Raw genomic sequence first — 19,075 nt, 5'->3', positions numbered from 1 at the left:
CCGTCGACGGGCCGCGGCCGTTTTCCCGGGCTTGCCCGTGCAGGTTCACCGATACGAGCCAATCCATCGGCGATATATCGGCGTACGTTCGAATCTGTAGGTCGGCTGTCGGTGATCTGTCGGTGGCGGCTGGCACCTTGATGGACATGACGCGAATCGACAAGAACCCCGGCAACAGCGCGGCCGGCCGGCCCGTGGCCGTGTCCGTGCGGGGGCTGGTCAAGCACTACGGCCCGACCAAGGCCCTGGACGGCGTGGACCTGGACGTGCACGAGGGCACCGTGATGGGGGTCCTCGGCCCGAACGGCGCCGGCAAGACCACCCTCGTCCGCTGCCTCTCCACCCTGATCACCCCCGACTCCGGCACCGCGATCGTGGCCGGCTACGACGCGGTGAAGCAGCCCCGCCAGCTGCGCCGCGTGATAGGCCTCACCGGCCAGTACGCCTCGGTCGACGAGAAGCTCTCGGGCCGCGAGAACCTGTACATGATCGGGCGGCTGCTCGACCTGTCCAGGAAGGACGCCCGCTCCCGCGCCGACGCGCTCCTCGAGCGGTTCTCGCTCACCGACGCCGCGACCCGCCCCACCAAGACGTACTCCGGCGGTATGCGCCGCCGCCTCGACCTCGCGGCGTCGATGATCGGCAGCCCGCATGTCCTCTACCTCGACGAGCCGACGACCGGCCTCGACCCCCGTACCCGTAACGAGGTGTGGGACGAGGTCCAGCGGATGGTGCGGGACGGCGTGACCGTGCTGCTCACCACCCAGTACATGGAGGAGGCCGAGCGGCTGGCCTCCGAGCTCACCGTCATCGACCGCGGTCAGGTCATCGCGGGCGGCGGCATCGAGGAGCTGAAGGCGAAGGTCGGCGGCCGCACCCTGCGCATCCGCCCGGCCGACCCGCTGGAGCTGGGCCCGCTCGCGGCAGCCCTGGACGACATGGGTCTGACCGGTCTCGCCACGTCCACCGTCGACACCGAGTCCGGCACCGTCCTGGTGCCGATCCTCAGCGACGAGCAGCTCACCGCGGTCGTCGGCGCGGTCACCGCGCGCGGCATCACGATCGGCTCGATCGCCACCGAACTGCCCAGCCTGGACGAGGTGTTCCTCTCCATCACCGGCGAGAAGGCCTCCGCCCCGCAGGACGCCCGCCCCGAACTCGAGGAGGTCGCCGTATGAGCGCCACCACCCTCTCCCCCTCGACCGTCACCACCATCAAGGTCGACGCCGATCCCCGCATCGGTCTTCGCGACCACGTGCGCCACACCAGCGCGCTCGTCCGCCGCAACCTGCTGTGGATCAAGCAGGACCCGGAGTCGATGTTCGACGCCGTGCTCATGCCGGTCGTCTTCACGCTGCTGTTCGTCTACGTCTTCGGCGGCTCGATCGGCCAGTCGCTCGGCGGCGGCCAGGACGCCTACGTCCAGTACGTGATCCCCGGCATGGTCGCGATGATGAGCATGAACATCGCGCAGGGCGTCGGCACCGGCTTCAACGAGGACTTCAACAAGGGCATCATGGACCGCTTCCGGGCGCTGCCCATCGGGCGGGCCTCGGTCCTGATCGCGAAGATCTCGGTGGAGCTGCTGCGCCTGCTGGTCGCGACCACGATCCTGATGATCGTCGCGCTGCTCGTCGGCTTCGACATCACCAACTGGGCCGGTCTGTTCGGCGCGATCGGGCTGACCGTCCTGTTCGGCTCCGGCATCATGTGGATCTTCCTGGTCCTCGGTGTGACCATGAAGAACGCCCAGTCGGTGCAGGCCATGGGCTTCCTGGTGATGATGCCCCTGCAGTTCGGCTCGTCGATCTTCGCGCCGACCCAGTCGATGCCGGGCTGGCTGCAGAACTTCACCAAGTACAACCCGATGTCCGGTCTCGCCGACGCGGCCCGTGGCCTGATGGTCGGCGGCCCGGTCGCCCACGGCCTGTGGGTGACGCTCGCCTGGACCGCCGGTCTGACGGTCGTCATGGCGCCGGTCGCGATCCGCAAGTTCACCAAGAAGAGCTGAGCCCGTCATTGGACCCCGCCGGGACCGCCCGGCCGGTTCGCGTCACAGCAGGGCGGTGGCCTCCTCCACGGAGAGGCCGCCGCCCTCGGCGTATGCCCGCTCGTACGTGGCATCGTCGAGCAGCGACCGCACCACTGCCTCGGTGTCCGTGCGCCACTCGCGCTCCATCACGGCCCGGTGGTGCAGGGCGGACAGCGAGGCGTCGGAGGCGCCGATCAGCAGGGCGGCGAGCTCCACGTCTCCTGGCCGGCCGCGCAGCGCGAGCCCGCGCGCCATGGTGAGCAGGTGCAGCGCCGACAGGTTCGGCATGATCACCCCCGAGAGCGGGTCGCTCGCGAGTTCCATGGCCCGCAGCGCTCGTGCGACGGCCTCCTCGGCATGTCCGTCGAGGGCGTCGAGCATCGCTTCCAGACCGGTGGTCATGCCCTGGAAGAAGACGATGTCCGCGACCTTGAACTCGCCCCGCAGCGCGGCCAGTTGCTCGCGCGCCTCGGCGGTGCGGCCGGTGTTCGCCAGCCAGCCGACGAGGAACATCCGGGCGGCGGGCCGGGCCTCGTTCGTGTGCCGGCGGCCGGACTCCAGGGCGTCGCGCAGCAACTGCTCACCGCGCTCGCCCGCACCCTGCTCGATGAAGACCTGGCCGAGCCTGATCTGGAGGATCGCGGCCTGGGAGTGGGCGCCCATGCTCTCGGCGACGGACCGGGCCCGCGTGTAGTCGGCGGCCGACTCCGTGTACCGGCCGAGCTTCTCGTAGGCCTCACCGCGCGCGGAGAGCGCCTCGGCGACGCCCCACTCGTCGCCGAGCCGGGTGAACAGGGCCAGTGACTCGTCGGCGTCCGCGAGCCCGCGGACGGCCGTCTCCGCGCTGTTGGCCAGCACATTGGCACGCAGTTGGAGGACGAGCGCGAGTTCCCAGTCGTATCCGAGGGCGCGGCAGGTGTCCACGGTCGCGTCGGCGAGGCCGTGCAACTTCTCGATCTGGCCGGTCAGCAGGACCGCGAAGTACCAGACGTTGCCCGGGGGACGGCAGGCCTGCGGCAGGTCGGCCCGGTAGGTCTCGCGGATGACGCGCAGCCTCGCCTGCCCCTCCGGCGTCTGCCACTTGTCCATCTCCATGTCCATGTAGCCGAGGCGGGCGATGTGGACCTGTCGGCGGGCCTCGTCGAGCAGCTCGCCGGTGAACGGCGGCGGCACGTCGGTGCAGCGCTCGTACACCGGCGGGGCGGGGCGCACCGGCCCGTCGAACGGGTCGGGGCCCAGCTTGGCGGCCTCCCCCGCCCAGGCGCGGGCGTCGGTGCGCAGGTCCCGCATCTGCCAGAACCAGGCCAGGGACAGCACGAGGCTGATGGCCTCCTGCTCGTCCCGCCGCGTGACGGCGCGCCGCAGGGCGGAGCGCAGGTTCTCGTAGTCGCGCTCGATGCGGGCGACGGCCGCACGCTGCCCGTGGCCGCGCAGCAACGGGTCGGTGGCGCGGGCGAGCTCACGGAAATACGTGAGGTGGCCGCGTTCGGCGCCTTCCCGCTCGCCCGCCTCGTCGAGGCGCTGGCCCGCGTACTCGGCGACGGTCTCCAGGAGCCGGTAGCGCATCGCCCCGTCCGCCCCGTCGGGTGCGGCGACGACGAGCGACTTGTCGACGAGCGAGGCCAGGGCCTCCAGGGTGTCGGGGCCGCACACCGACTCGGCGGCGGCCAGCTCGCAGCCGCCGCTGAAGACGGACAGCCGGGCGAGGACGGTGCGCTCGGGGGTGTCGAGCAGATCCCAGGACCAGTCGACGACGGCGCGCAGCGTCTGCTGGCGGGGCAGCGCGGTGCGGGCGCCCGAGGTGAGCAGCCGGAACCGGTCGTCGAGCCGGTCGGCGATCTGCCGGGGCGTGAGCATCCGCAGCCGGGCGGCGGCCAGCTCGATGGCGAGCGGCAGCCCGTCGAGGCGGCGGCAGATCTCCTCGACCGCGGCTGTGGTCCCGGCGGACCGGTCCACGGCGAACCCGGGCCGCACGGCGGCGCCCCGCTCGCCGAAGAGCCGCAGGGCGTACGGCTCGGGCAGCGGCTCCACCGCGTACAGCGACTCTCCGGGTACGCCGAGGGGTTCGCGGCTGGTGGCGAGCACGGTGACGCCGGGGCAGCGGGCGAGCAGGTCATCGGTGAGGGCGGCCGCGGCGCCGATGACGTGCTCGCAGTTGTCGAGGATGACCAGCATGCGCAGGTCGGCGCAGTGCTCGGCGAGCCGGACGAGCGGGTCGTCGCCGTGCCGCTCGCTCACGGCGCGCAGCTCCTCCGCGCCGGCGCCGCGCAGCACCGTCTCGCGTGCGCCGAGCGCGCTGACGACGGCTTCCGGCACGGCGTCCGGGTCGCTCACGGGGGCGAGTTCGACGAGCCAGACGCCGTCCGGCGCGGCGTCGGTCAGGCCCTCGGCCACCTCCTGCGAGAGACGGGTCTTGCCGGCGCCGCCGGGGCCGAGCAGCGTGACCAGGCGGACCCGGCCGAGGTCGGCCCGGATGGCATCGATGTCGCCGCCGCGTCCCACGAACGAGGTGAGGCGGGCGCGGAGGTTGCCGGGGGGCGGTGCGGGCCGCGTCCGGACGGGGGCGTCGTCCGTCGGCAGGGCGACCGGGGCCAGCAACTCCTCGTAAAGGGCGCGGAGTTCGGGTCCCGGGTCGGTGCCGAGCCGGTCCGCGAGGGCGACACGTATGGCCTCATAGGCGGCCAGCGCCTCGGCGGCCCGGCCGGTGTCGCGCAGCGCCCGCAGCCGCAGGGCCTGGATCGGCTCGTCCAGCGGGTGCGCGTCGCACAGGGCGGACAGCTCCGCCAGCGCCTCCTCGGCCCGGCCGAGGGCGAGCCGGGCGGCCAGCCGGGTGCGGCGCGCGTCCAGGTGGCGGGTGTCCCAGCGGGCGGCGTCGGCGGCGCGGTCGGGCAGGTCGGCGAGGGCGGGCCCGCTCCACAGGGCGAGCGCCTCGTCGAGCACGCCGACGGCCTTGGCCGGATTGCCGTCGGCGAAGGCGCGGGCGCCGTCGGCGGTGAGCCGCTCGAAGCGGAACAGGTCGATGTCGTCCGCCGACGCCGTGAGCCGGTACCCGCCGTCGGCGGAGGCGATCGCGTCGGCGCCCAGGGCCCGGCGCAGCCGCCCGACGAGGGCCTGCAGCGCGCCGGGCGCGTCGGCGGGCGGATCGGCGCCCCACACCTCGTCGACGAGCACGCCCGCCGGTACGGTCCTGCCCGGCCGCAGGGCGAGCACGGTGAGCAGGGCACGCAGCCGCGCCCCGCCGACGGGGACGGCCGTGCCGTCGTCGCGGAGTGCCTGGGTGGTGCCGAGGATGCGGTAGCGCACGGCCCTATTGTCACCGCTGTCCCGTGCGTGGGGCACCAAGAACGTCACAGCCGCGGAAACGGCGGCCGCCGGGCCCTGGAACTCCCGCCGTACCCCGACACGTTCCCCGCTCAGGGCGGGTACGTTCAGTGACGCCACAGACCACGGACCAGCGACCCCGGGAGCTCCACCCCATGACCACCGCCACATCCCGTCGCGGCGACAGCAGGATCAGCCCCGTCTTCCTCGGCATCGTCGCGGTCGCGGCCGTGTCCGGCTGGGCGGTGTGGACGGACTACGCCTCGCAGCCCGGTTTCGCCGTGTTCCTCTTCGTGACGGCGGCGTGGATCGTCTCGCTGTGCCTGCACGAGTACGCGCATGCGCGTACAGCCCTGCACAGCGGCGACATCTCGATCGGCGCGAAGGGCTATCTGACCCTGAACCCGTTGAAATACACCCATGCCCTGCTCAGCATCGTGCTGCCGGTCATCTTCGTGATCATGGGCGGGATCGGTCTGCCCGGTGGTGCGGTCTTCATCGAGCGGGGCCGTATCCGGGGCCGCTGGAAGCACAGCCTGATCTCGGCGGCGGGGCCGTTGACGAACGTGCTGTTCGCGGTGGTCTGCACGGCGCCGTTCTGGCTGCACGCGCTGGACGGGGTGCCGGACACGTTCCGCTACGCGCTCGGGTTCCTGGCGCTGCTGCAGGTGACGGCCGCGATCCTGAACTTCCTGCCGATCCCGGGGCTCGACGGGTACGGGGTGATCGAGCCCTGGCTGTCGAACAGCATCAAGCGGCAGGTGGAGCCGTTCGCCCCGTTCGGGCTGCTCGCGGTCTTCGCGATCCTGTGGATCCCGACGGTCAACGGGTACTTCTTCGACGCGATCAACGCGGTGCTGGACTCGCTCGGCGTGACCCGGTGGGACACGTACTGGGGGCGGCAGTTCTACCAGTTCTGGCAGGGCACCCCGCAGATCCAGACCTTCACACAGTCGTAGTCGACCCGGCCCGCTGCGCCTTCTCCAGCTTGGCCTTGCGCACGTAGAACCACGTCATGTTCGACGTGACGCCGGCGATGAGGACCCACACGATCCCGAGGAAGCTGCCCTCGATGAAGGACACCACCGCCGCCGCGACGGCGAGGACGCAGACGACGAGGGCGAAAAGGGCGATGCGGGGCATGGGGTCGGCTCCAATACGGCACGGCTCGGTCTTCGCCGACCAGTGTCCCCCATGCCCCGCTGACGCATGAACGCGCCCTGCACATACGGAAAGTATAAGGAAGTGGTGTTATACGTCCGTGATGCGCAGGCCCGCGTGCGCCTTGTAGCGGCGGTTGGTGGAGATGAGGTTCGCGACCAGGGACTCGACCTGGTGGGCGTTCCTCAGGCGGCCCGCGAAGACGCCGCGCATGCCGGGGATGCGGGCGGCCAGCGCCTGGACGAGGTCGGTGTCGGCGCGGGCCTCGCCCAGGACCATCACGTCCGTGTCGATCTCCTCGACCTCCGGGTCGGCGAGCAGCACGGCCGACAGGTGGTGGAAGGCTGCCGTGACGCGGGAGTCCGGCAGCAGGGCGGCGGCCTGCTCGGCGGCGCTGCCCTCCTCGGGCTTCAGCGCGTACGCGCCCTTCTTGTCGAAGCCGAGCGGGTTGACGCAGTCGACGACGAGCTTGCCCGCGAGGTCCTCGCGCAGCGACTCCAGGGTCGGGCCGTGCCCGTCCCAGGGCACGGCGACGATCACGATGTCGCTGCGTCGCGCGCACTCGGCGTTGTCGGCGCCCTCGATGCCCTGGCCCAGTTCGTCGGCGGCGGCCGCGGCGCGCTCGGCGGCGCGGGAGCCGATGATCACCTTCTGCCCTGCACGGGCGAACCGGTAGGCGAGGCCCTTGCCCTGCGGTCCGGTGCCGCCGAGGACGCCGACGACGAGCCCGGACACATCAGGCAGGTCCCAGGGGTCCTTGGCCGGGGCCTTCGGGGCGTTCTGTGCACTGTCGGCACTGTCACTGGAAGTCATGGACCGACCTTACTCAGCGGCCCGGCGCTCGGTGGTCCGGCACTCAGGGGTCGGGCACTCAGCGGTCCGGCCCGGTGAGCGTGAGCGCGGCCACGGGGATCCGCCGGAAGGTGATCGTCTCGTACGCGGAGAAGTCCCCGGTCTCGTAGAGCAGGCCGATGGTGGCGTCGTCGACACGGACGAGGTCGGAGTAGGCGGCGGGCAGTCCGTCGACGGTGTGGACGGGGCTCCAGGTGACGCCGGCGTCGAGGCTGCGGCGCACGGTCATCAGGGCCCGGAAGCCCGGGTCGGCGGGCCCCGCGTAGAGCAGCACGTCCGGGTCGCCCAGGTGCAGCAGGCTGCCCTCGACGACCGGTCCGACGAGGCCGGCCTGCGGCCGGAAGGGCTTCAGCAGGTGCTCGCCGCCGTCCAGGGAGTAGGCGTCGGCGCGGGTGCCGGGGGCCGGTGAGTCGTTGCGGGTGTTGAAGTAGAGCCTGCCGTCGGGGAGTTGGGCGGCGGTCGTCTCGTTGGGGTTCATGAGTCCTTCGGTGGGGCCCGCGCCGTCGTCGACGTAGCCGATGCGCCAGGTCGCGCCGGAGTCGTCGCTGAGCAGACAGTGCCCGCCGTTGTACTTCGCCTCGGTCCCGGTGTCGCTGCCGGTGGGTGGCAGCGAGTGGTTGGCGGGGACGACGACGCGGCCCTCGCGGGTGAGCACGGCGTGGCCGGGCGTGGTGGCGTACCAGCGCCAACTCGCCTTCTTCGTCTGAGCGGTGATCTCCCGTGCGGGCTCCCAGGTCAGGCCCGCGTCGTCGCTGTACGTGACCCACACGCGCCGTCCGTCGGCGGCGGTGACCCGCCCGCGGCGGATGGCGTCCTCGGTGGCGGCGGCCGCGTTCCGGATGTGGACGAGCAGGACGCGCCCGGAGGCGAGGACGACGGGCGCCGGATTGCCCGCCAGATCACGGCCGTTGGAGGCGACGACCTGGAGCGGGCCCCAGCCGCGGCCGCCGTTCGTGGAGCGGCGCAGCACGAGGTCGATGTCGCCGCTGTCCGCGCTGGAGGCGCGCCGGGCCTCGCAGAAGGCGAGGAGCGTGCCGTCGGCCGCGGACACGACGGCCGGGATACGGAAACTGGCATAGCCGGCCTGTCCGGCGTGGAACGGCACGGAGGTCTCGAAGGTCTCGGAGGTCTCGGAGGTCTCGGGGGCCAAGGAGTTCAAGGAGGTCACGGGGGTCTCCGGCGGCTCGGGCAGCGCTCCTGTGTCGGGCATGCACCCCATGCTCCCCGCCCGGAATAACTCCGGGTGAACTTCAGCCGTACGGGCCGTCTTCCGGCGAACGAGGCGAACGCGGACGCCTGTTGAGGCAGCATGCCACCCCATGGACGCCGTACGAGTAGCCCTGCTGCGCGAGGTCCTCGCCGGGACCGAGTGGCCCGCCGCCACCCGTCGCTTCGCCGGGGCGCTGCGCTCCTCGGTGGCGTCGCACGGCGGGGGGCTGCTGCTGGTGGGCTCCACGGGGTACGAGCCGTGGCATCTCGCGGCGCACCTGGTCGACGAGGCGGCCTGGTCCGGCACTCCCGAGCTGGCGCCGACCCTCGTACGGCACGCGGCGCGGCCCGACGATCCGGCCCACCTGGCCGTCGGGCTCGGCCGGCTCGCGGCGGCCCGGCGCGGGGAGACGCTGCTCGTGGTCACGCCGGACACGGTGGGCGCACCGCTGCTCGAGCGGGTGCACGACGCCCGCCGGGCCGGCGCGACGGTCCTCGCGCTCGACGCGGAACCGGCGGGCAACGGTGATCTGCACGCCCTGGCGCACGACGGGCTCACCGTGCCCGGCGACACCGACCTCGACCTCGACACGGTGCAGCACCTGGTCAGCGCGGCGGCCGGGGAGAACTCGGCGCCGGGCCCGCGCAGCCGCCGCGGGTTCCGCGACCGGCTCTCCCGCCTCGCGGACCATCTGACGGCGCCGCCGCCGGCCCGCTGGTGACGGCGCGATCAGAAGGCGCCGCCGCTCAGAGCCTGTCTCTCAGCCGCTCGCGTCGTCCTCGTCGCGCGACGACGCGTCGTGCCACCGGGGATCGTTCTCCCACTGGAGATTCTTCTCCCGGGCGGTGGCCATCGCGTGCTCCGCCTCCTGGCGGGACGCGTACGGCCCGAACCGGTCTTTGGCGGGGCACTCCGGTCCCTCCTCGACCTTGCCGTGCTCCAGGCAGTAGTACCACTCGCCCGGCTTCCCGGCGGTCCGCTTCTTGAACAGGGCCACAGCGGCTCCTCTCGTCAGGGCCATGGTCCCCCACGGCGCCTCGTTACACTCGCTGGCATGTCTGGCCAGTCGACGCAGTCGTCACTCCTCGTACCGGGGGAACAGTCCCCCATCCGTTCCGTGCCCGGAAACATCCGGCGCCCCGAGTACGTCGGCAAGCCCGCGCCGACGCCGTACAAGGGCCCGGAGGTCCAGACCCCGGAGACGGTCGAGGCGATGCGCGTCGCGGGCCGGATCGCCGCGCAGGCGATGGCCGAGGCGGCGAAGGCGATCGCGCCCGGCGTCACCACGGACGAACTGGACCGCATCGCGCACGCCTACATGTGCGACCACGGCGCCTACCCTTCGACGCTCGGTTATCGCGGATTCCCCAAATCGCTGTGCACAAGCGTCAACGAGGTCATCTGTCACGGCATCCCCGATTCCACGGTGCTGCGTGACGGCGACATCATCAATCTCGACGTGACCGCGTACATCGGCGGTGTGCACGGTGACAACAACGCCACGTACCTGGTGGGCGATGTCGACGAGGAGTCGCGGCTGCTCGTGGAGCGCACCCGTGAGTCCCTGGACCGGGCCGTCAAGGCCGTGAAGCCGGGCCGCCAGATCAACATCATCGGCCGCGTCATCGAGTCGTACGCCAAGCGCTTCGGCTACGGCGTCGTGCGCGACTTCACCGGGCACGGCATCAACTCGTCGTTCCACTCGGGCCTGATCGTCCCGCACTACGACAGCCCGCACGCGACGACCGTGATCCAGCCCGGCATGACGTTCACGATCGAGCCGATGCTGACGCTCGGTACGTACGAGTACGACATGTGGGCCGACGGCTGGACCGTCGTCACCAAGGACCGCAAGCGGACCGCCCAGTTCGAGCACACGCTGGTGGTCACGGAGACGGGCACGGAGATTCTCACGCTTCCGTAGCCGCCGCACGCCTTCCCTGTCAGGAGCCCGTCCCGTTCGGGGGCGGGCTCTTCTCGTGCGCCGAAAGCGGGTAGGTTTTTACCGACAGGATGTCGGGAAGCCTGATATTTTAGGTAAGGCTAACCTACCTAGACCCCGTTGGCGGAGGCCTCATGGACACCTCGTTCTCCACTCTCATCCGTACCGCCTCGCATGAGCAGCACACGGAGGCGGAGACGTCCACGTTCATGAGCGACCTGCTCGGCGGCGGTCTCGGCGTGGACGCCTATGCGCGCTACACGGAGCAACTGTGGTTCGTCTACGCGGCACTCGAGGGCGGCATAGAGCGGCTGGCCGACGACCCGGTCGCAGGCCCTTTCATCCAGCCGGAGCTGTTGCGTCTGCCCGAGCTGGAGCGCGACCTCGCGCATCTGCGGGGGCCCGACTGGCGCGAGACGGCCTCCGCGCTGCCGGCCACGGCGGCGTACGCGGCGCGGGTCGCGGAGTGCGCGGCGTCCTGGCCGGCCGGATACGTGGCGCACCACTACACGCGATACCTGGGAGATCTCTCCGGCGGGCAGATCATCCGCGACAGGGCCGAGCGGGCGTGGGGGTTCGCGCGCAAGGGGGACGGCGTGCGGTTCTACGTGTTCGAGGGGGTCGGGAATCCGGCGGCCTTCAAGCGGGGGTATCGCCTGCTGCTCGACCGGATCGGCGTGGACGAGTTGGAGAAGCAGCGGGTGGTGGCTGAATGCAAGGCCGCTTTCGCTTTGAACACGGCCGTGTTCCGGGCGCTGGGGGAAGAGTTTTCCGCGGCCGCATAGGGCGCGCCGTCACGGGGCTCCGCCCAGGGCCCCGCTCCTCAATCGCCGGAGAGGCTGAACTGGCTAGCGTGCGAGGCGGACCCGTCCGCCCACCTCGATCAGACCTCCCGGCTGCGGCGCCGTCAGGAGCTGTGAACCCCGGCCCTGGCGGATGTTCAGCGCCCGGCCCAGGCGGGCGGTGAGCAGCAGCGCGGCCGCGCCCGTCGCCTCGTCCTCCGTGATGCCGTCGTCGCGGCCGGGGAAGCCGCGGGCCCGGACCCGGCCCGCGGCCTCGTCCTCCCAGGCCCACGCGTAGATCCACTCCCCCGCCGGGGGTACCGGCAGCGCGTCCACCTCTGCCGCCGAACCGAACTGCCGCAGTGTGCGCGGCGGGGCCCATTCGGGACGGGCCTCGATCCAGCTGAACTCCCCGTCGAGGCGGGCCCCGACGACGCCGGCGGGGACGACCAGTTCGGGCACGTCGAGCAGCCAGGCGGTGCCGACGCAGGGGTGGCCAGCGAAGGGAAGGCGCAGGGTCGGCGTGTAGATGTCGATGGCGCCGCGCTCGGGGTCGTCGACGAACACCGTCTCGCTGAAGCCCAACTTGCCCGCGAAGGACTGCCGTTCCGCCCTGCCGGGGATGTCGGCTCCCTCGCGTACGACTCCGAGGGCGTTGCCGTGACGGCCGTCGGGCCCGCAGAACACGTTCAGTACGTCGTAACCCTGGCCGTCCAGGTCATCCATGTGGTCCACGCGAAAAAGTGAACCACGCAACCACTCACCGGCCGCCGCTTGACCGCTCCTTGACCACTGCCTGGGTCGCTCGAGGGTCGCTTGTATCCGTGGCGCGACCTGGCGGTTTGCGTGAGAGGTGAATCACGGTGCACGTGGGTAGCACTAAGGCAAGCCTCATATAAGTTAGGGCCGCCTTAGTAGAAGCTGTGCACTTCCTTGGAGCCCGCATGCGAGCCGTTCGCCTCTCTGTCGCCACCGCCGTCGCCGCGGTGGCGGCCCTGACCGCCGTCACGGGTTGCACCGAGAAGAGCGACGCCAAGGGCGGCTCCGGCGCCATCAAGGTGACCGCCACCGACGACGGCTGCAAGGTGTCGAAGGCCGAATTCCCCTCTGGGCACGTCGAATTGGCCGTCGAGAACAAGGGGTCGCGGGTCACCGAGGTCGAGATCCTCTTCCCCGACGACCGCATCGTCTCCGAGCGCGAGAACATCGGCCCCGGCACCAAGCACACGCTGACCGCCGAGGTGAAGAGCGGTGACTACCGGATCGCCTGCATCCCCGGCATGAAGGGCAAGGGCCACCGGCAGGACGTCAAGGCCACGGGCGGCAAAGCCACCAAGCGCGACCCGCGCCTCGACAAGGCGGTCGCCGACTACCGGGCGTACGCGCAGGAGCAGGCCGACGAGACGCTGCCCCGGGTGAAGACCTTCACGGACGCGATCCGCAAGGGCGACCTGGCCGCCGCGAAGAAGGCGTACGCCCCCTCGCGCATCGGCTGGGAGCGCACCGAGCCGGTCGCCGAGTCGTTCGGCGACATCGACCCGAAGACCGACACCCGCGCCGACGGCCTCGAAGAGGGCCAGAAGTGGACCGGCTGGCACCGCCTGGAGAAGGCGCTGTGGCAGGACAAGAAGATCGGCGCCGCGGAGAAGTCCCTCGCCACGCAGCTCGACAAGGACCTCGCCGACTGGCAGCAGCGCGTCGGCAAGGCCGAGATCACCCCGACCTCGATGGCCAACGGCGCCAAGGAACTCCTCGACGAGGTGGCCACCGGCAAGATCACCGGCGAGGAGGACCGCTACGCGCACACCGACCTCGTCGACTTCAAGGCCAATGTCGAGGGCGCTGAGAAGGCGTACGACCTGCTCAAGCCGGTCGCGTCGACGAACGACCCGGCGCTGACCAAGGACCTCGACAAGCAGTTCGCCGCACTCGACAAGCTCCTGGACACCTTCCGCCAGGACAAGAGCGACACCAAGAACGACAACGAGAACTCGTACGACTTCGTCTCCTACGACAAGGTCGGCAAGGCGGAGCAGAAGGAACTGTCCGACGCGGTCAACGCGCTCGCCGAGCCGCTGTCGAAGCTGGCCGCCGCGGTCGTCAAGTAGGCACCACGTGAGCGAAGAGAGCACAGAGGGCCCCGCCATGACGGACAACTCCCCTGCCCCGTCCAGGCGTTCACTGCTCGCCGTCGGCGGCGCCGGGCTCGCGCTCGGTGCCGCGGCGACGGGCGGCGCCGTCGCGCTGACCCGTTCCGGCGGCGACGACATGCAGCCGGCCGCCGAGTCGGGCGGCGCGGTGCCGTTCCGCGGCGCGCACCAGGCCGGCATCGCCACGGCGGTGCAGGACCGGCTGCACTTCGCCGCGTTCGACGTGAAGACCGACGACCGTGCGGAGTTCGTCCAGCTCCTGAAGGACTGGACGGAGGCCGCCGCGCTGATGACCGAGGGGCGTCCGGTCGGCGAGGGCGCGTACGGCGGGCTCGCCGAGGCGCCGCCGGACGACACGGGCGAGGCCCTCGGCCTCAAGCCGTCCCGGCTCACGCTGACGATCGGCTTCGGGCCCTCGCTCTTCGAGACGTACGGGAAGACGTTCGGGATCACCGGGCGGCGGCCCGAGGCGCTGGTGGAGCTGCCGAAGTTTCCCGGCGACAACCTCGACAAGGCCCGCAGCGGCGGCGACCTGTGTGTGCAGGCCTGCGCGGACGACCCGCAGGTGGCCGTGCACGCCATCCGCAATCTGGCCCGGATCGGCTTCGGCAAGGTCGCCATCCGCTGGTCGCAGCTCGGCTTCGGCAAGACGTCGTCGACGACCCCGGACGCGCAGACCCCTCGTAACCTGATGGGTTTCAAGGACGGCACCCGCAACATCGCGGGCACCGAGACGAAGCGGCTCGACGAGCACGTGTGGGTGACCGACGAGGGGTGGATGCGCGGCGGTTCGTACCTCGTCGCCCGGCGCATCCGGATGAACATCGAGACCTGGGACCGTACGTCGCTGCAGGAGCAGGAGGACGTGTTCGGCCGCGACAAGGGCAAGGGCGCACCGGTCGGCAAGGCCCATGAGCGCGACGAGCCGTTCCTCAAAGCGATGAAGCCGGACGCGCACGTGCGGCTCGCGCACCCCGACTCCAACCACGGCGCGACGATCCTGCGCCGCGGCTACTCGTTCACCGACGGCACGGACGGCCTGGGCCGCCTGGACGCCGGGCTGTTCTTCCTCGCGTACCAGAAGGACGTCCGCACGGGGTTCATCCCGGTGCAGCGGAGGCTGTCGTCGGGCGACGCGCTCAACGAGTACATCCAGCACGTGGGTTCGGCGGTGTTCGCCGTCCCGCCGGGGGTGCGGAACGGCAAGGACTGGTGGGGCCGCGGCCTCTTCGAAGATACCGAGCACGCCGAGAACGGGGCCTGAGGAATGTTCGCGAACTATCTGATCGGGCTGCGGGAAGGGCTCGAAGCGAGCCTCATCGTCTGCATCCTGGTCGCGTACCTGGTGAAGACGGACCGCAGGGACGCCCTGAAGCCGGTGTGGGTGGGGGTGGGCGCCGCCGTGTTCGTGGCGCTCGCGTTCGGCGCGGGCCTGGAGTTCGGCTCGCAGGAGATGACCTTCAAGGCACAGGAGGCGCTCGGCGGTTCGCTGTCGATCGTCGCCGTCGGTCTGGTGACGTGGATGGTGTTCTGGATGCGGCGCACCGCCCGGCACCTGAAGTCCGAGCTGGGCGACAAGCTGGAGACGGCGCTGCGCACGGGCACGGCCGCGCTGGTCGTCACGGCGTTCCTCGCCGTCGGCCGGGAGGGCCTGGAGACCTCGCTGTTCGTGTGGACGGCGGTGCACGCCACCAGCAACGGCACGATGGAGCCGGTGGCCGGCGCGCTGCTCGGCCTGGCCACGGCAGTGCTGCTCGGCTGGCTGTTCTACCGGGGCGCGCTGAAGATCAACCTCGCGAAGTTCTTCACGTGGACCGGCGCCATGCTGGTCGTCGTGGCCGCGGGCGTCCTCGCGTACGGCTTCCACGATCTGCAGGAGGCCGATTTCATCGGCGGCCTGAACAACCTGGCGTTCGACATCAGCGGCGTGATCGCCCCCGACGGCTGGCTGGGCACGCTCCTGAAGGGCGTCCTCAACTTCCAGCCCGACCCGACGGTCCTCCAAGTCGTCGTCTGGCTCGTGTACTTGGTGCCGACGCTGGCGCTGTTCTTCGCGCCGCCCGGACTGCTGTCCCGCAGGGGCGGGGCAGTGGGCGCTTCTTCTTCCCGGTAGGGTTCGGCCCCGGGAAGGGGAAGGTGAGAGCAACGTCATGAGCGAGGTCAGGATCGGGTTCGGCAGACCTGTCGCGGCGGCGGCGGCAGCGGTCGTGCTGTCCCTCACGGCGAGCGGCTGCGTGACCGTGCACGGGGAGCTCGAGGTCGTGCCCACGACCACGAAGGCGCAGGCCGCACGCGCCCTGGACACCTTCGTCACCGCGTACAACAAGGCGGACAGGACGAACGACCGGGACGCCGACGCGAAGTACGTCACCGGGGCGCTCGGCTCGATCGACGCGGCCAAGCTGAAGGCGGGCCACGTGGTGAGCCCGAAGGGCAATCCGAAATACGTGCCGCTGAAGCTCACCGACGCGCACTTCACGATCCCGAAGAAGGCCGGATGGCCCCGCTGGTTCGTCGCCGACAGCGACAACAACCGGTCCCCCGACTCCCGCTGGGTGATGGTCTTCACCCGCGACGCCGTCGACGAGCCGTGGGCGGTCTCGTATCTGACGGTGTTCAGGGGTGACACCTTCCCCGAGTTCAAGAAGGACGCGGACGGCTGGGGCGAGGCCATCTCCCCCGACGCCAAGGGGCTCTCGATGCGCCCTGCCGACCTGAGCGAGAAGTACACCGGGTACCTGAAGAACGGTGGCGACGGCTTCGCGGAGGGGCCGTACACCTCCGAACGGCGCGCGTCCCGCGAGAAGAGCACCCGGCCCGGCCTCGCCACACAGTTCATCGACGAACCGCTCACGTCCGGTGACTACGCGCCGGTCGCGCTGCGTACCGAGGACGGCGGGGCGCTCGCCTTCTTCACGACGCGGCGCTACCAGAAGCTGACCGCGTCGCCGGGCACTGATCTGCCTGCGATGAGCCTGAGCGTCAAGGCTCTGATGTCGGGGGACGCGAAGCAGTCCGTGACGTACGGGTACGTGTCGAACCAGGCTGCGATCGTCCCGGCGAGTGGCTCCGCGAATGGCTCCGCCGGGGGTGGGGTTCAGGTGTTGAACCGGGTCGAGGGGATTACTACCGTCGAGGGGTCGTGACCGGTTGCGGGGCTGTCGTGACCGTTACGGGGCTCCGCTCCTCAATCGCCGGAGGGGCTTAAGCGTGCCGGAGGGGCTTGAGCGCGCTACCAGGCTGACGTGTAGTCCGGTTCCGCTCCCGCGTGGCGGGCGCAGGCGTCGGTGAGTGTTTCCAGCAGGGTCAGCGGGTCCGGCAGGGGGTGTTCGGGTCCGCGCAGCCAGTCCACCGAGCGGTCGGCGGGGAGCCGGGCCGGGGGGACCAGGACGTACGAGCCGCGGCAGTGCCAGCGCAGGCCCGGGTGTTCGTCCATGGTCTCGGGGTGGCAGTCCAGCTCGCAGGGCCACCACTCGTCCTCGTCCTCGGGCGTACCGCGCGTCGCCGTGAAGAAGAGCATGCGGTCACCGCCGGATTCGGCCACGGGGCCGACATCGATGCCCATCGACAGCAGGCGCTCCAGCGCCTCGCGGCCGGCCTCGATCGGTACGTCCAGGACGTCGTGGACCATGCCGGTCGCGGTGATGAAATTGGCCTCCGGCTGGTGCCGGGCCCAGCGCTCGATCTGCGCGCGGTCCGTCGTGGACTGGGTCTGCCAGGCGAAGGAGACGGGGTGCCGGCCAGGCGTCGGACAGCCGATGCGGTTGCAGGAACACCGGTAGTCGGAGGGGTAGGCGGCCGGTGCGAGCGGCAGTCCGGCGGCGGCAGCGGCGAGCAACAGGGACTCACGGTCCTCGTCGGCCCCGGCCTCCTTCGGGCCTCTGCCCGACTTCAGCCACTGGGCGAACCTGCCGAGCCCCGTACGTGCGCCGTCACCGCGCTCCGCGCCCATCTATCCCCTCACCACACCATCGCCGTCGTGCCGGGTCCGGGACGAACCCCGGGCCCCCATGGTCGCACCATCCTGCTTCCCGGGGGGCCACAGGGTGTCATTGCCCGATTTGCGTGCATTTGTAGGCCTACCTTGTTCGCCATGGTCACTCTCGCCAGCAGGACCGTGCCGGTCGTCGCCACCTCCGGCGCCCTCTCCCTGGCCGTACTGGCCTTCGCGTTCCCGCTGGATTCCGGCGGCGGGACGACGCCGCCGGCCTTCGCCGCCCTGCCCCGCATCACCTACACGGCGCACCGGGGCGGCGCCCTGGAGGTGCCGGAGAACAGCATGGCGGGGCTCGCCGCCGCCTTCCAGCGGGGTACCGCGCAGGTCCTCGACTTCGATACGCGGATGCTGCGCGACGGCACCCTCGTAGTGATGCACGACCCGACCCTGGACCGTACGACCTACTCGACCGGCCCGGTGAGCGCCCTCGACCGGGCCCGGTGGCAGGGCGTGCTGGAGCGGCCGAAGCCGTCGCTGCCAGGAATCTGGCTGCCCGAGCGGGCGCCGACGGTCGCGGAGGTGCTCGACAGGTTCGGCGGCCGGACCATGCTGATGCTGGAGGCCAAGGATCCCTCCAGCCTCACCGGGCTCGCCCGGCTGATCCGCGCCCGCGGCCTGACGCACTCGGTGCTGGTCAACTCCAACAGCCCGACCGTCGCCGCGGACGCGCACCGGCTCGGCCTGATCTCCCAACTGTGGCGCTCCGCCCAGCAGATGCGGGCCGACCGGCCCGAGCACTGGGCCTCGTACGTCGACGTCCTGGACATGGACCACAAGGCGCGCGACGCGGATCTCGTGCGGGCGGTCAGATCGGGGGTGCCGCGCGTGTGGGCGCACACCGTGAACACGCCGAGGGAGCGGGACCGGGTGCTGCGGCTCGGCTGCGACGGGGTCATCACGGACGCGCCGGGCCTGCTCGCCGCTACGCCGCGGGCCTCGGGCGGGCGCTGATCCCGTAGAGGGCGTACTCGACGAGCTTGTCGGCGTAACCGTGGTCGAGCGGGCCCGTGAGCTGCAGCCAGCGCTGGGCGAGCGGCGAGGCGAAGAGGTCGCGGGCGATCTCCGGGTCCACGTCGGCGCGGATGTCGCCCGTGTCCTGGGCGGCGCGCAGCCGGGCGGCGTACAGGTCGAGGCCGGGCATGAGGAGCCGGGCGATGAACGCCTCGGCGAACTCGGCGTTGGCGACGCCCTCGGCGGCGAGCGCGCGGGCCGGGGCGTCGAAGCGGGGATCCTTGAGCTCGTCGACGGTGGCGCGCAGCACCAGCTTGAGGTCGGCCTCCAGGTCGCCGGTGTCGGGGAGGCCCGCCGCGCCGACGGGGGCGCCGGGGTGGTTCTCGGCGGCGGCCCGCGCGTTCTGCTCGTTGAGGTCGACGAAGGCCTCCATGAGGACCTCGGCCTTCGAACCCCACCAGCGGTAGATCGTCTGCTTGCCGACGCCGGCGCGGGCGGCGATGCCCTCGATGGTCGTGTGGGAGTAGCCGATCTCGCCGACCAGGGCGAGGGCGGCGTCGTAGATCGCGCGGCGCGAGCGCTCGCTGCGGCGGGTGGAGTCGGGAGCCGACTTCTTCGGGGTCCGGTTGGTCGTGGCTGACATGGTTCGAATGTAGCAGCGAGCGAGGCGAGACGTA

The 19,075-nt window shown here is 71.3% G+C and carries 19 protein-coding genes; 11 read left to right on the top strand and 8 right to left on the bottom strand.

The window, feature by feature from the left end; translation table 11 throughout:
• Window positions 1-146: 146 nt before the first annotated feature.
• On the top strand, window positions 147-1,178 hold the full coding sequence (locus ACIREE_RS24570) for an ATP-binding cassette domain-containing protein (protein ID WP_404155900.1): 1,032 nt from the start codon (window positions 147-149) through the stop codon (window positions 1,176-1,178).
• Window positions 1,175-2,011: an ABC transporter permease gene (locus ACIREE_RS24565; protein ID WP_404155897.1), complete on the top strand. Its 837-nt coding sequence runs from the start codon at window positions 1,175-1,177 to the stop codon at window positions 2,009-2,011. Before ACIREE_RS24570 ends, ACIREE_RS24565 begins: the two co-directional genes overlap by 4 nt.
• Window positions 2,012-2,053: 42 nt before the next feature.
• Here the strand turns inward: ACIREE_RS24565 and ACIREE_RS24560 are convergent, their stop codons facing one another.
• The gene (locus tag ACIREE_RS24560; protein ID WP_404155894.1) at window positions 2,054-5,335 is read right to left on the bottom strand and encodes a BTAD domain-containing putative transcriptional regulator; all 3,282 of its coding nucleotides are present in this window, start codon (window positions 5,333-5,335) and stop codon (window positions 2,054-2,056) included.
• 173 nt (window positions 5,336-5,508) lie between these two features.
• On the opposite strand from ACIREE_RS24560, the gene ACIREE_RS24555 reads away from it, so the two are divergent.
• The gene (locus ACIREE_RS24555; protein ID WP_404155891.1) at window positions 5,509-6,312 is read left to right on the top strand and encodes a site-2 protease family protein; all 804 of its coding nucleotides are present in this window, start codon (window positions 5,509-5,511) and stop codon (window positions 6,310-6,312) included.
• Here the strand turns inward: ACIREE_RS24555 and ACIREE_RS24550 are convergent.
• The 3 genes from ACIREE_RS24550 to ACIREE_RS24540 form a co-directional block, all read right to left on the bottom strand.
• Window positions 6,299-6,496 carry a hypothetical protein gene (locus ACIREE_RS24550; RefSeq protein ID WP_404155888.1) on the bottom strand — a complete coding sequence of 66 codons (198 nt, stop codon included), beginning with the start codon at window positions 6,494-6,496 and terminating at the stop codon, window positions 6,299-6,301. The two genes, ACIREE_RS24555 and ACIREE_RS24550, sit on opposite strands and share 14 nt — an antisense overlap.
• 108 nt (window positions 6,497-6,604) lie before the next feature.
• Window positions 6,605-7,327 carry an NADPH-dependent F420 reductase gene (gene npdG, locus ACIREE_RS24545; RefSeq protein ID WP_404155885.1) on the bottom strand — a complete coding sequence of 241 codons (723 nt, stop codon included), beginning with the start codon at window positions 7,325-7,327 and terminating at the stop codon, window positions 6,605-6,607.
• 58 nt (window positions 7,328-7,385) lie between these two features.
• Window positions 7,386-8,576, bottom strand: coding sequence for an exo-alpha-sialidase (locus ACIREE_RS24540; RefSeq protein ID WP_404155882.1), 1,191 nt, complete (start codon window positions 8,574-8,576; stop codon window positions 7,386-7,388).
• Between the two features lie 109 nt (window positions 8,577-8,685).
• Between ACIREE_RS24540 and ACIREE_RS24535 the strand changes: the two genes are divergently transcribed.
• Window positions 8,686-9,297 (top strand): hypothetical protein, encoded by a 612-nt coding sequence (locus tag ACIREE_RS24535; protein ID WP_404155880.1) that lies wholly within the window; start codon window positions 8,686-8,688, stop codon window positions 9,295-9,297.
• Between the two features lie 39 nt (window positions 9,298-9,336).
• Here ACIREE_RS24535 and ACIREE_RS24530 read toward each other — a convergent pair whose 3' ends face one another.
• Entirely contained in the window at window positions 9,337-9,573 is a 237-nt protein-coding gene (locus ACIREE_RS24530; protein WP_404155877.1) for a hypothetical protein, read from the bottom strand.
• Window positions 9,574-9,630: 57 nt separating this feature from the next.
• Between ACIREE_RS24530 and map the strand changes: the two genes are divergently transcribed.
• Window positions 9,631-10,500 (top strand): type I methionyl aminopeptidase, encoded by an 870-nt coding sequence (gene map / locus ACIREE_RS24525; protein ID WP_404155874.1) that lies wholly within the window; start codon window positions 9,631-9,633, stop codon window positions 10,498-10,500.
• 152 nt (window positions 10,501-10,652) lie between these two features.
• Window positions 10,653-11,303: a heme oxygenase (biliverdin-producing) gene (locus tag ACIREE_RS24520; RefSeq protein WP_404155871.1), complete on the top strand. Its 651-nt coding sequence runs from the start codon at window positions 10,653-10,655 to the stop codon at window positions 11,301-11,303.
• 63 nt (window positions 11,304-11,366) lie between these two features.
• Here ACIREE_RS24520 and ACIREE_RS24515 read toward each other — a convergent pair whose 3' ends face one another.
• The gene (locus ACIREE_RS24515; RefSeq protein ID WP_404156085.1) at window positions 11,367-12,026 is read right to left on the bottom strand and encodes a PhzF family phenazine biosynthesis protein; all 660 of its coding nucleotides are present in this window, start codon (window positions 12,024-12,026) and stop codon (window positions 11,367-11,369) included.
• A 218-nt stretch (window positions 12,027-12,244) separates the two neighbouring features.
• Here ACIREE_RS24515 and efeO point away from each other — a divergent pair, with 218 nt between their 5' ends.
• The 4 genes from efeO to ACIREE_RS24495 are packed head-to-tail and all read left to right on the top strand — an operon-like array spanning window position 12,245 to window position 16,596.
• Complete coding sequence (gene efeO, locus ACIREE_RS24510) at window positions 12,245-13,408, top strand: iron uptake system protein EfeO (protein WP_404155868.1); 1,164 nt, start codon at window positions 12,245-12,247, stop codon at window positions 13,406-13,408.
• Window positions 13,409-13,445: 37 nt separating this feature from the next.
• Window positions 13,446-14,714, top strand: coding sequence for an iron uptake transporter deferrochelatase/peroxidase subunit (gene efeB / locus ACIREE_RS24505; protein ID WP_404156083.1), 1,269 nt, complete (start codon window positions 13,446-13,448; stop codon window positions 14,712-14,714).
• Between the two features lie 3 nt (window positions 14,715-14,717).
• Window positions 14,718-15,563 (top strand): iron uptake transporter permease EfeU, encoded by an 846-nt coding sequence (gene efeU, locus ACIREE_RS24500; RefSeq protein ID WP_404155865.1) that lies wholly within the window; start codon window positions 14,718-14,720, stop codon window positions 15,561-15,563.
• A 37-nt stretch (window positions 15,564-15,600) separates the two neighbouring features.
• A complete protein-coding gene (locus tag ACIREE_RS24495) occupies window positions 15,601-16,596 on the top strand; it encodes a hypothetical protein (protein ID WP_404155862.1) in 996 nt (331 codons plus the stop codon).
• A gap of 86 nt (window positions 16,597-16,682) precedes the next feature.
• On the opposite strand, the gene ACIREE_RS24490 is transcribed toward ACIREE_RS24495, so the two are convergent.
• Complete coding sequence (locus tag ACIREE_RS24490; RefSeq protein ID WP_404155859.1) at window positions 16,683-17,402, bottom strand: bifunctional DNA primase/polymerase; 720 nt, start codon at window positions 17,400-17,402, stop codon at window positions 16,683-16,685.
• Between the two features lie 141 nt (window positions 17,403-17,543).
• On the opposite strand from ACIREE_RS24490, the gene ACIREE_RS24485 reads away from it, so the two are divergent.
• Window positions 17,544-18,398, top strand: a complete 855-nt coding sequence (locus ACIREE_RS24485) for a glycerophosphodiester phosphodiesterase (protein WP_404155856.1) — start codon at window positions 17,544-17,546, stop codon at window positions 18,396-18,398.
• Here ACIREE_RS24485 and ACIREE_RS24480 read toward each other — a convergent pair.
• Entirely contained in the window at window positions 18,370-19,041 is a 672-nt protein-coding gene (locus tag ACIREE_RS24480; RefSeq protein ID WP_404155854.1) for a TetR/AcrR family transcriptional regulator, read from the bottom strand. The two genes, ACIREE_RS24485 and ACIREE_RS24480, sit on opposite strands and share 29 nt — an antisense overlap.
• Window positions 19,042-19,075 lie beyond the last annotated feature (34 nt).

It is taken from the genome of Streptomyces sp. NPDC102467, from assembly GCF_044765445.1.
GTDB lineage: Bacteria > Actinomycetota > Actinomycetes > Streptomycetales > Streptomycetaceae > Streptomyces.
The sequence above is the reverse complement of the archived record's forward strand: the minus strand, read 5'-3'. Positions and strand labels throughout refer to the sequence as shown.

What these genes read in the sequence shown, in the direction of transcription:
- ACIREE_RS24515 (WP_404156085.1), bottom strand. Translation starts at nt 12,026, where the DNA reads ATGGATGACCTGGACGGCCAGGGTTACGACGTACTGAACGTGTTCTGC.
- ACIREE_RS24480 (WP_404155854.1), bottom strand. Translation starts at nt 19,041, where the DNA reads ATGTCAGCCACGACCAACCGGACCCCGAAGAAGTCGGCTCCCGACTCC.
- ACIREE_RS24555 (WP_404155891.1), top strand. Translation starts at nt 5,509, where the DNA reads ATGACCACCGCCACATCCCGTCGCGGCGACAGCAGGATCAGCCCCGTC.
- ACIREE_RS24565 (WP_404155897.1), top strand. Translation starts at nt 1,175, where the DNA reads ATGAGCGCCACCACCCTCTCCCCCTCGACCGTCACCACCATCAAGGTC.
- ACIREE_RS24570 (WP_404155900.1), top strand. Translation starts at nt 147, where the DNA reads ATGACGCGAATCGACAAGAACCCCGGCAACAGCGCGGCCGGCCGGCCC.
- ACIREE_RS24540 (WP_404155882.1), bottom strand. Translation starts at nt 8,576, where the DNA reads ATGCCCGACACAGGAGCGCTGCCCGAGCCGCCGGAGACCCCCGTGACC.
- ACIREE_RS24495 (WP_404155862.1), top strand. Translation starts at nt 15,601, where the DNA reads ATGAGCGAGGTCAGGATCGGGTTCGGCAGACCTGTCGCGGCGGCGGCG.
- ACIREE_RS24550 (WP_404155888.1), bottom strand. Translation starts at nt 6,496, where the DNA reads ATGCCCCGCATCGCCCTTTTCGCCCTCGTCGTCTGCGTCCTCGCCGTC.
- ACIREE_RS24535 (WP_404155880.1), top strand. Translation starts at nt 8,686, where the DNA reads ATGGACGCCGTACGAGTAGCCCTGCTGCGCGAGGTCCTCGCCGGGACC.
- efeU (WP_404155865.1), top strand. Translation starts at nt 14,718, where the DNA reads ATGTTCGCGAACTATCTGATCGGGCTGCGGGAAGGGCTCGAAGCGAGC.
- npdG (WP_404155885.1), bottom strand. Translation starts at nt 7,327, where the DNA reads ATGACTTCCAGTGACAGTGCCGACAGTGCACAGAACGCCCCGAAGGCC.
- efeO (WP_404155868.1), top strand. Translation starts at nt 12,245, where the DNA reads ATGCGAGCCGTTCGCCTCTCTGTCGCCACCGCCGTCGCCGCGGTGGCG.
- ACIREE_RS24485 (WP_404155856.1), top strand. Translation starts at nt 17,544, where the DNA reads ATGGTCACTCTCGCCAGCAGGACCGTGCCGGTCGTCGCCACCTCCGGC.
- efeB (WP_404156083.1), top strand. Translation starts at nt 13,446, where the DNA reads ATGACGGACAACTCCCCTGCCCCGTCCAGGCGTTCACTGCTCGCCGTC.
- map (WP_404155874.1), top strand. Translation starts at nt 9,631, where the DNA reads ATGTCTGGCCAGTCGACGCAGTCGTCACTCCTCGTACCGGGGGAACAG.
- ACIREE_RS24490 (WP_404155859.1), bottom strand. Translation starts at nt 17,402, where the DNA reads ATGGGCGCGGAGCGCGGTGACGGCGCACGTACGGGGCTCGGCAGGTTC.
- ACIREE_RS24520 (WP_404155871.1), top strand. Translation starts at nt 10,653, where the DNA reads ATGGACACCTCGTTCTCCACTCTCATCCGTACCGCCTCGCATGAGCAG.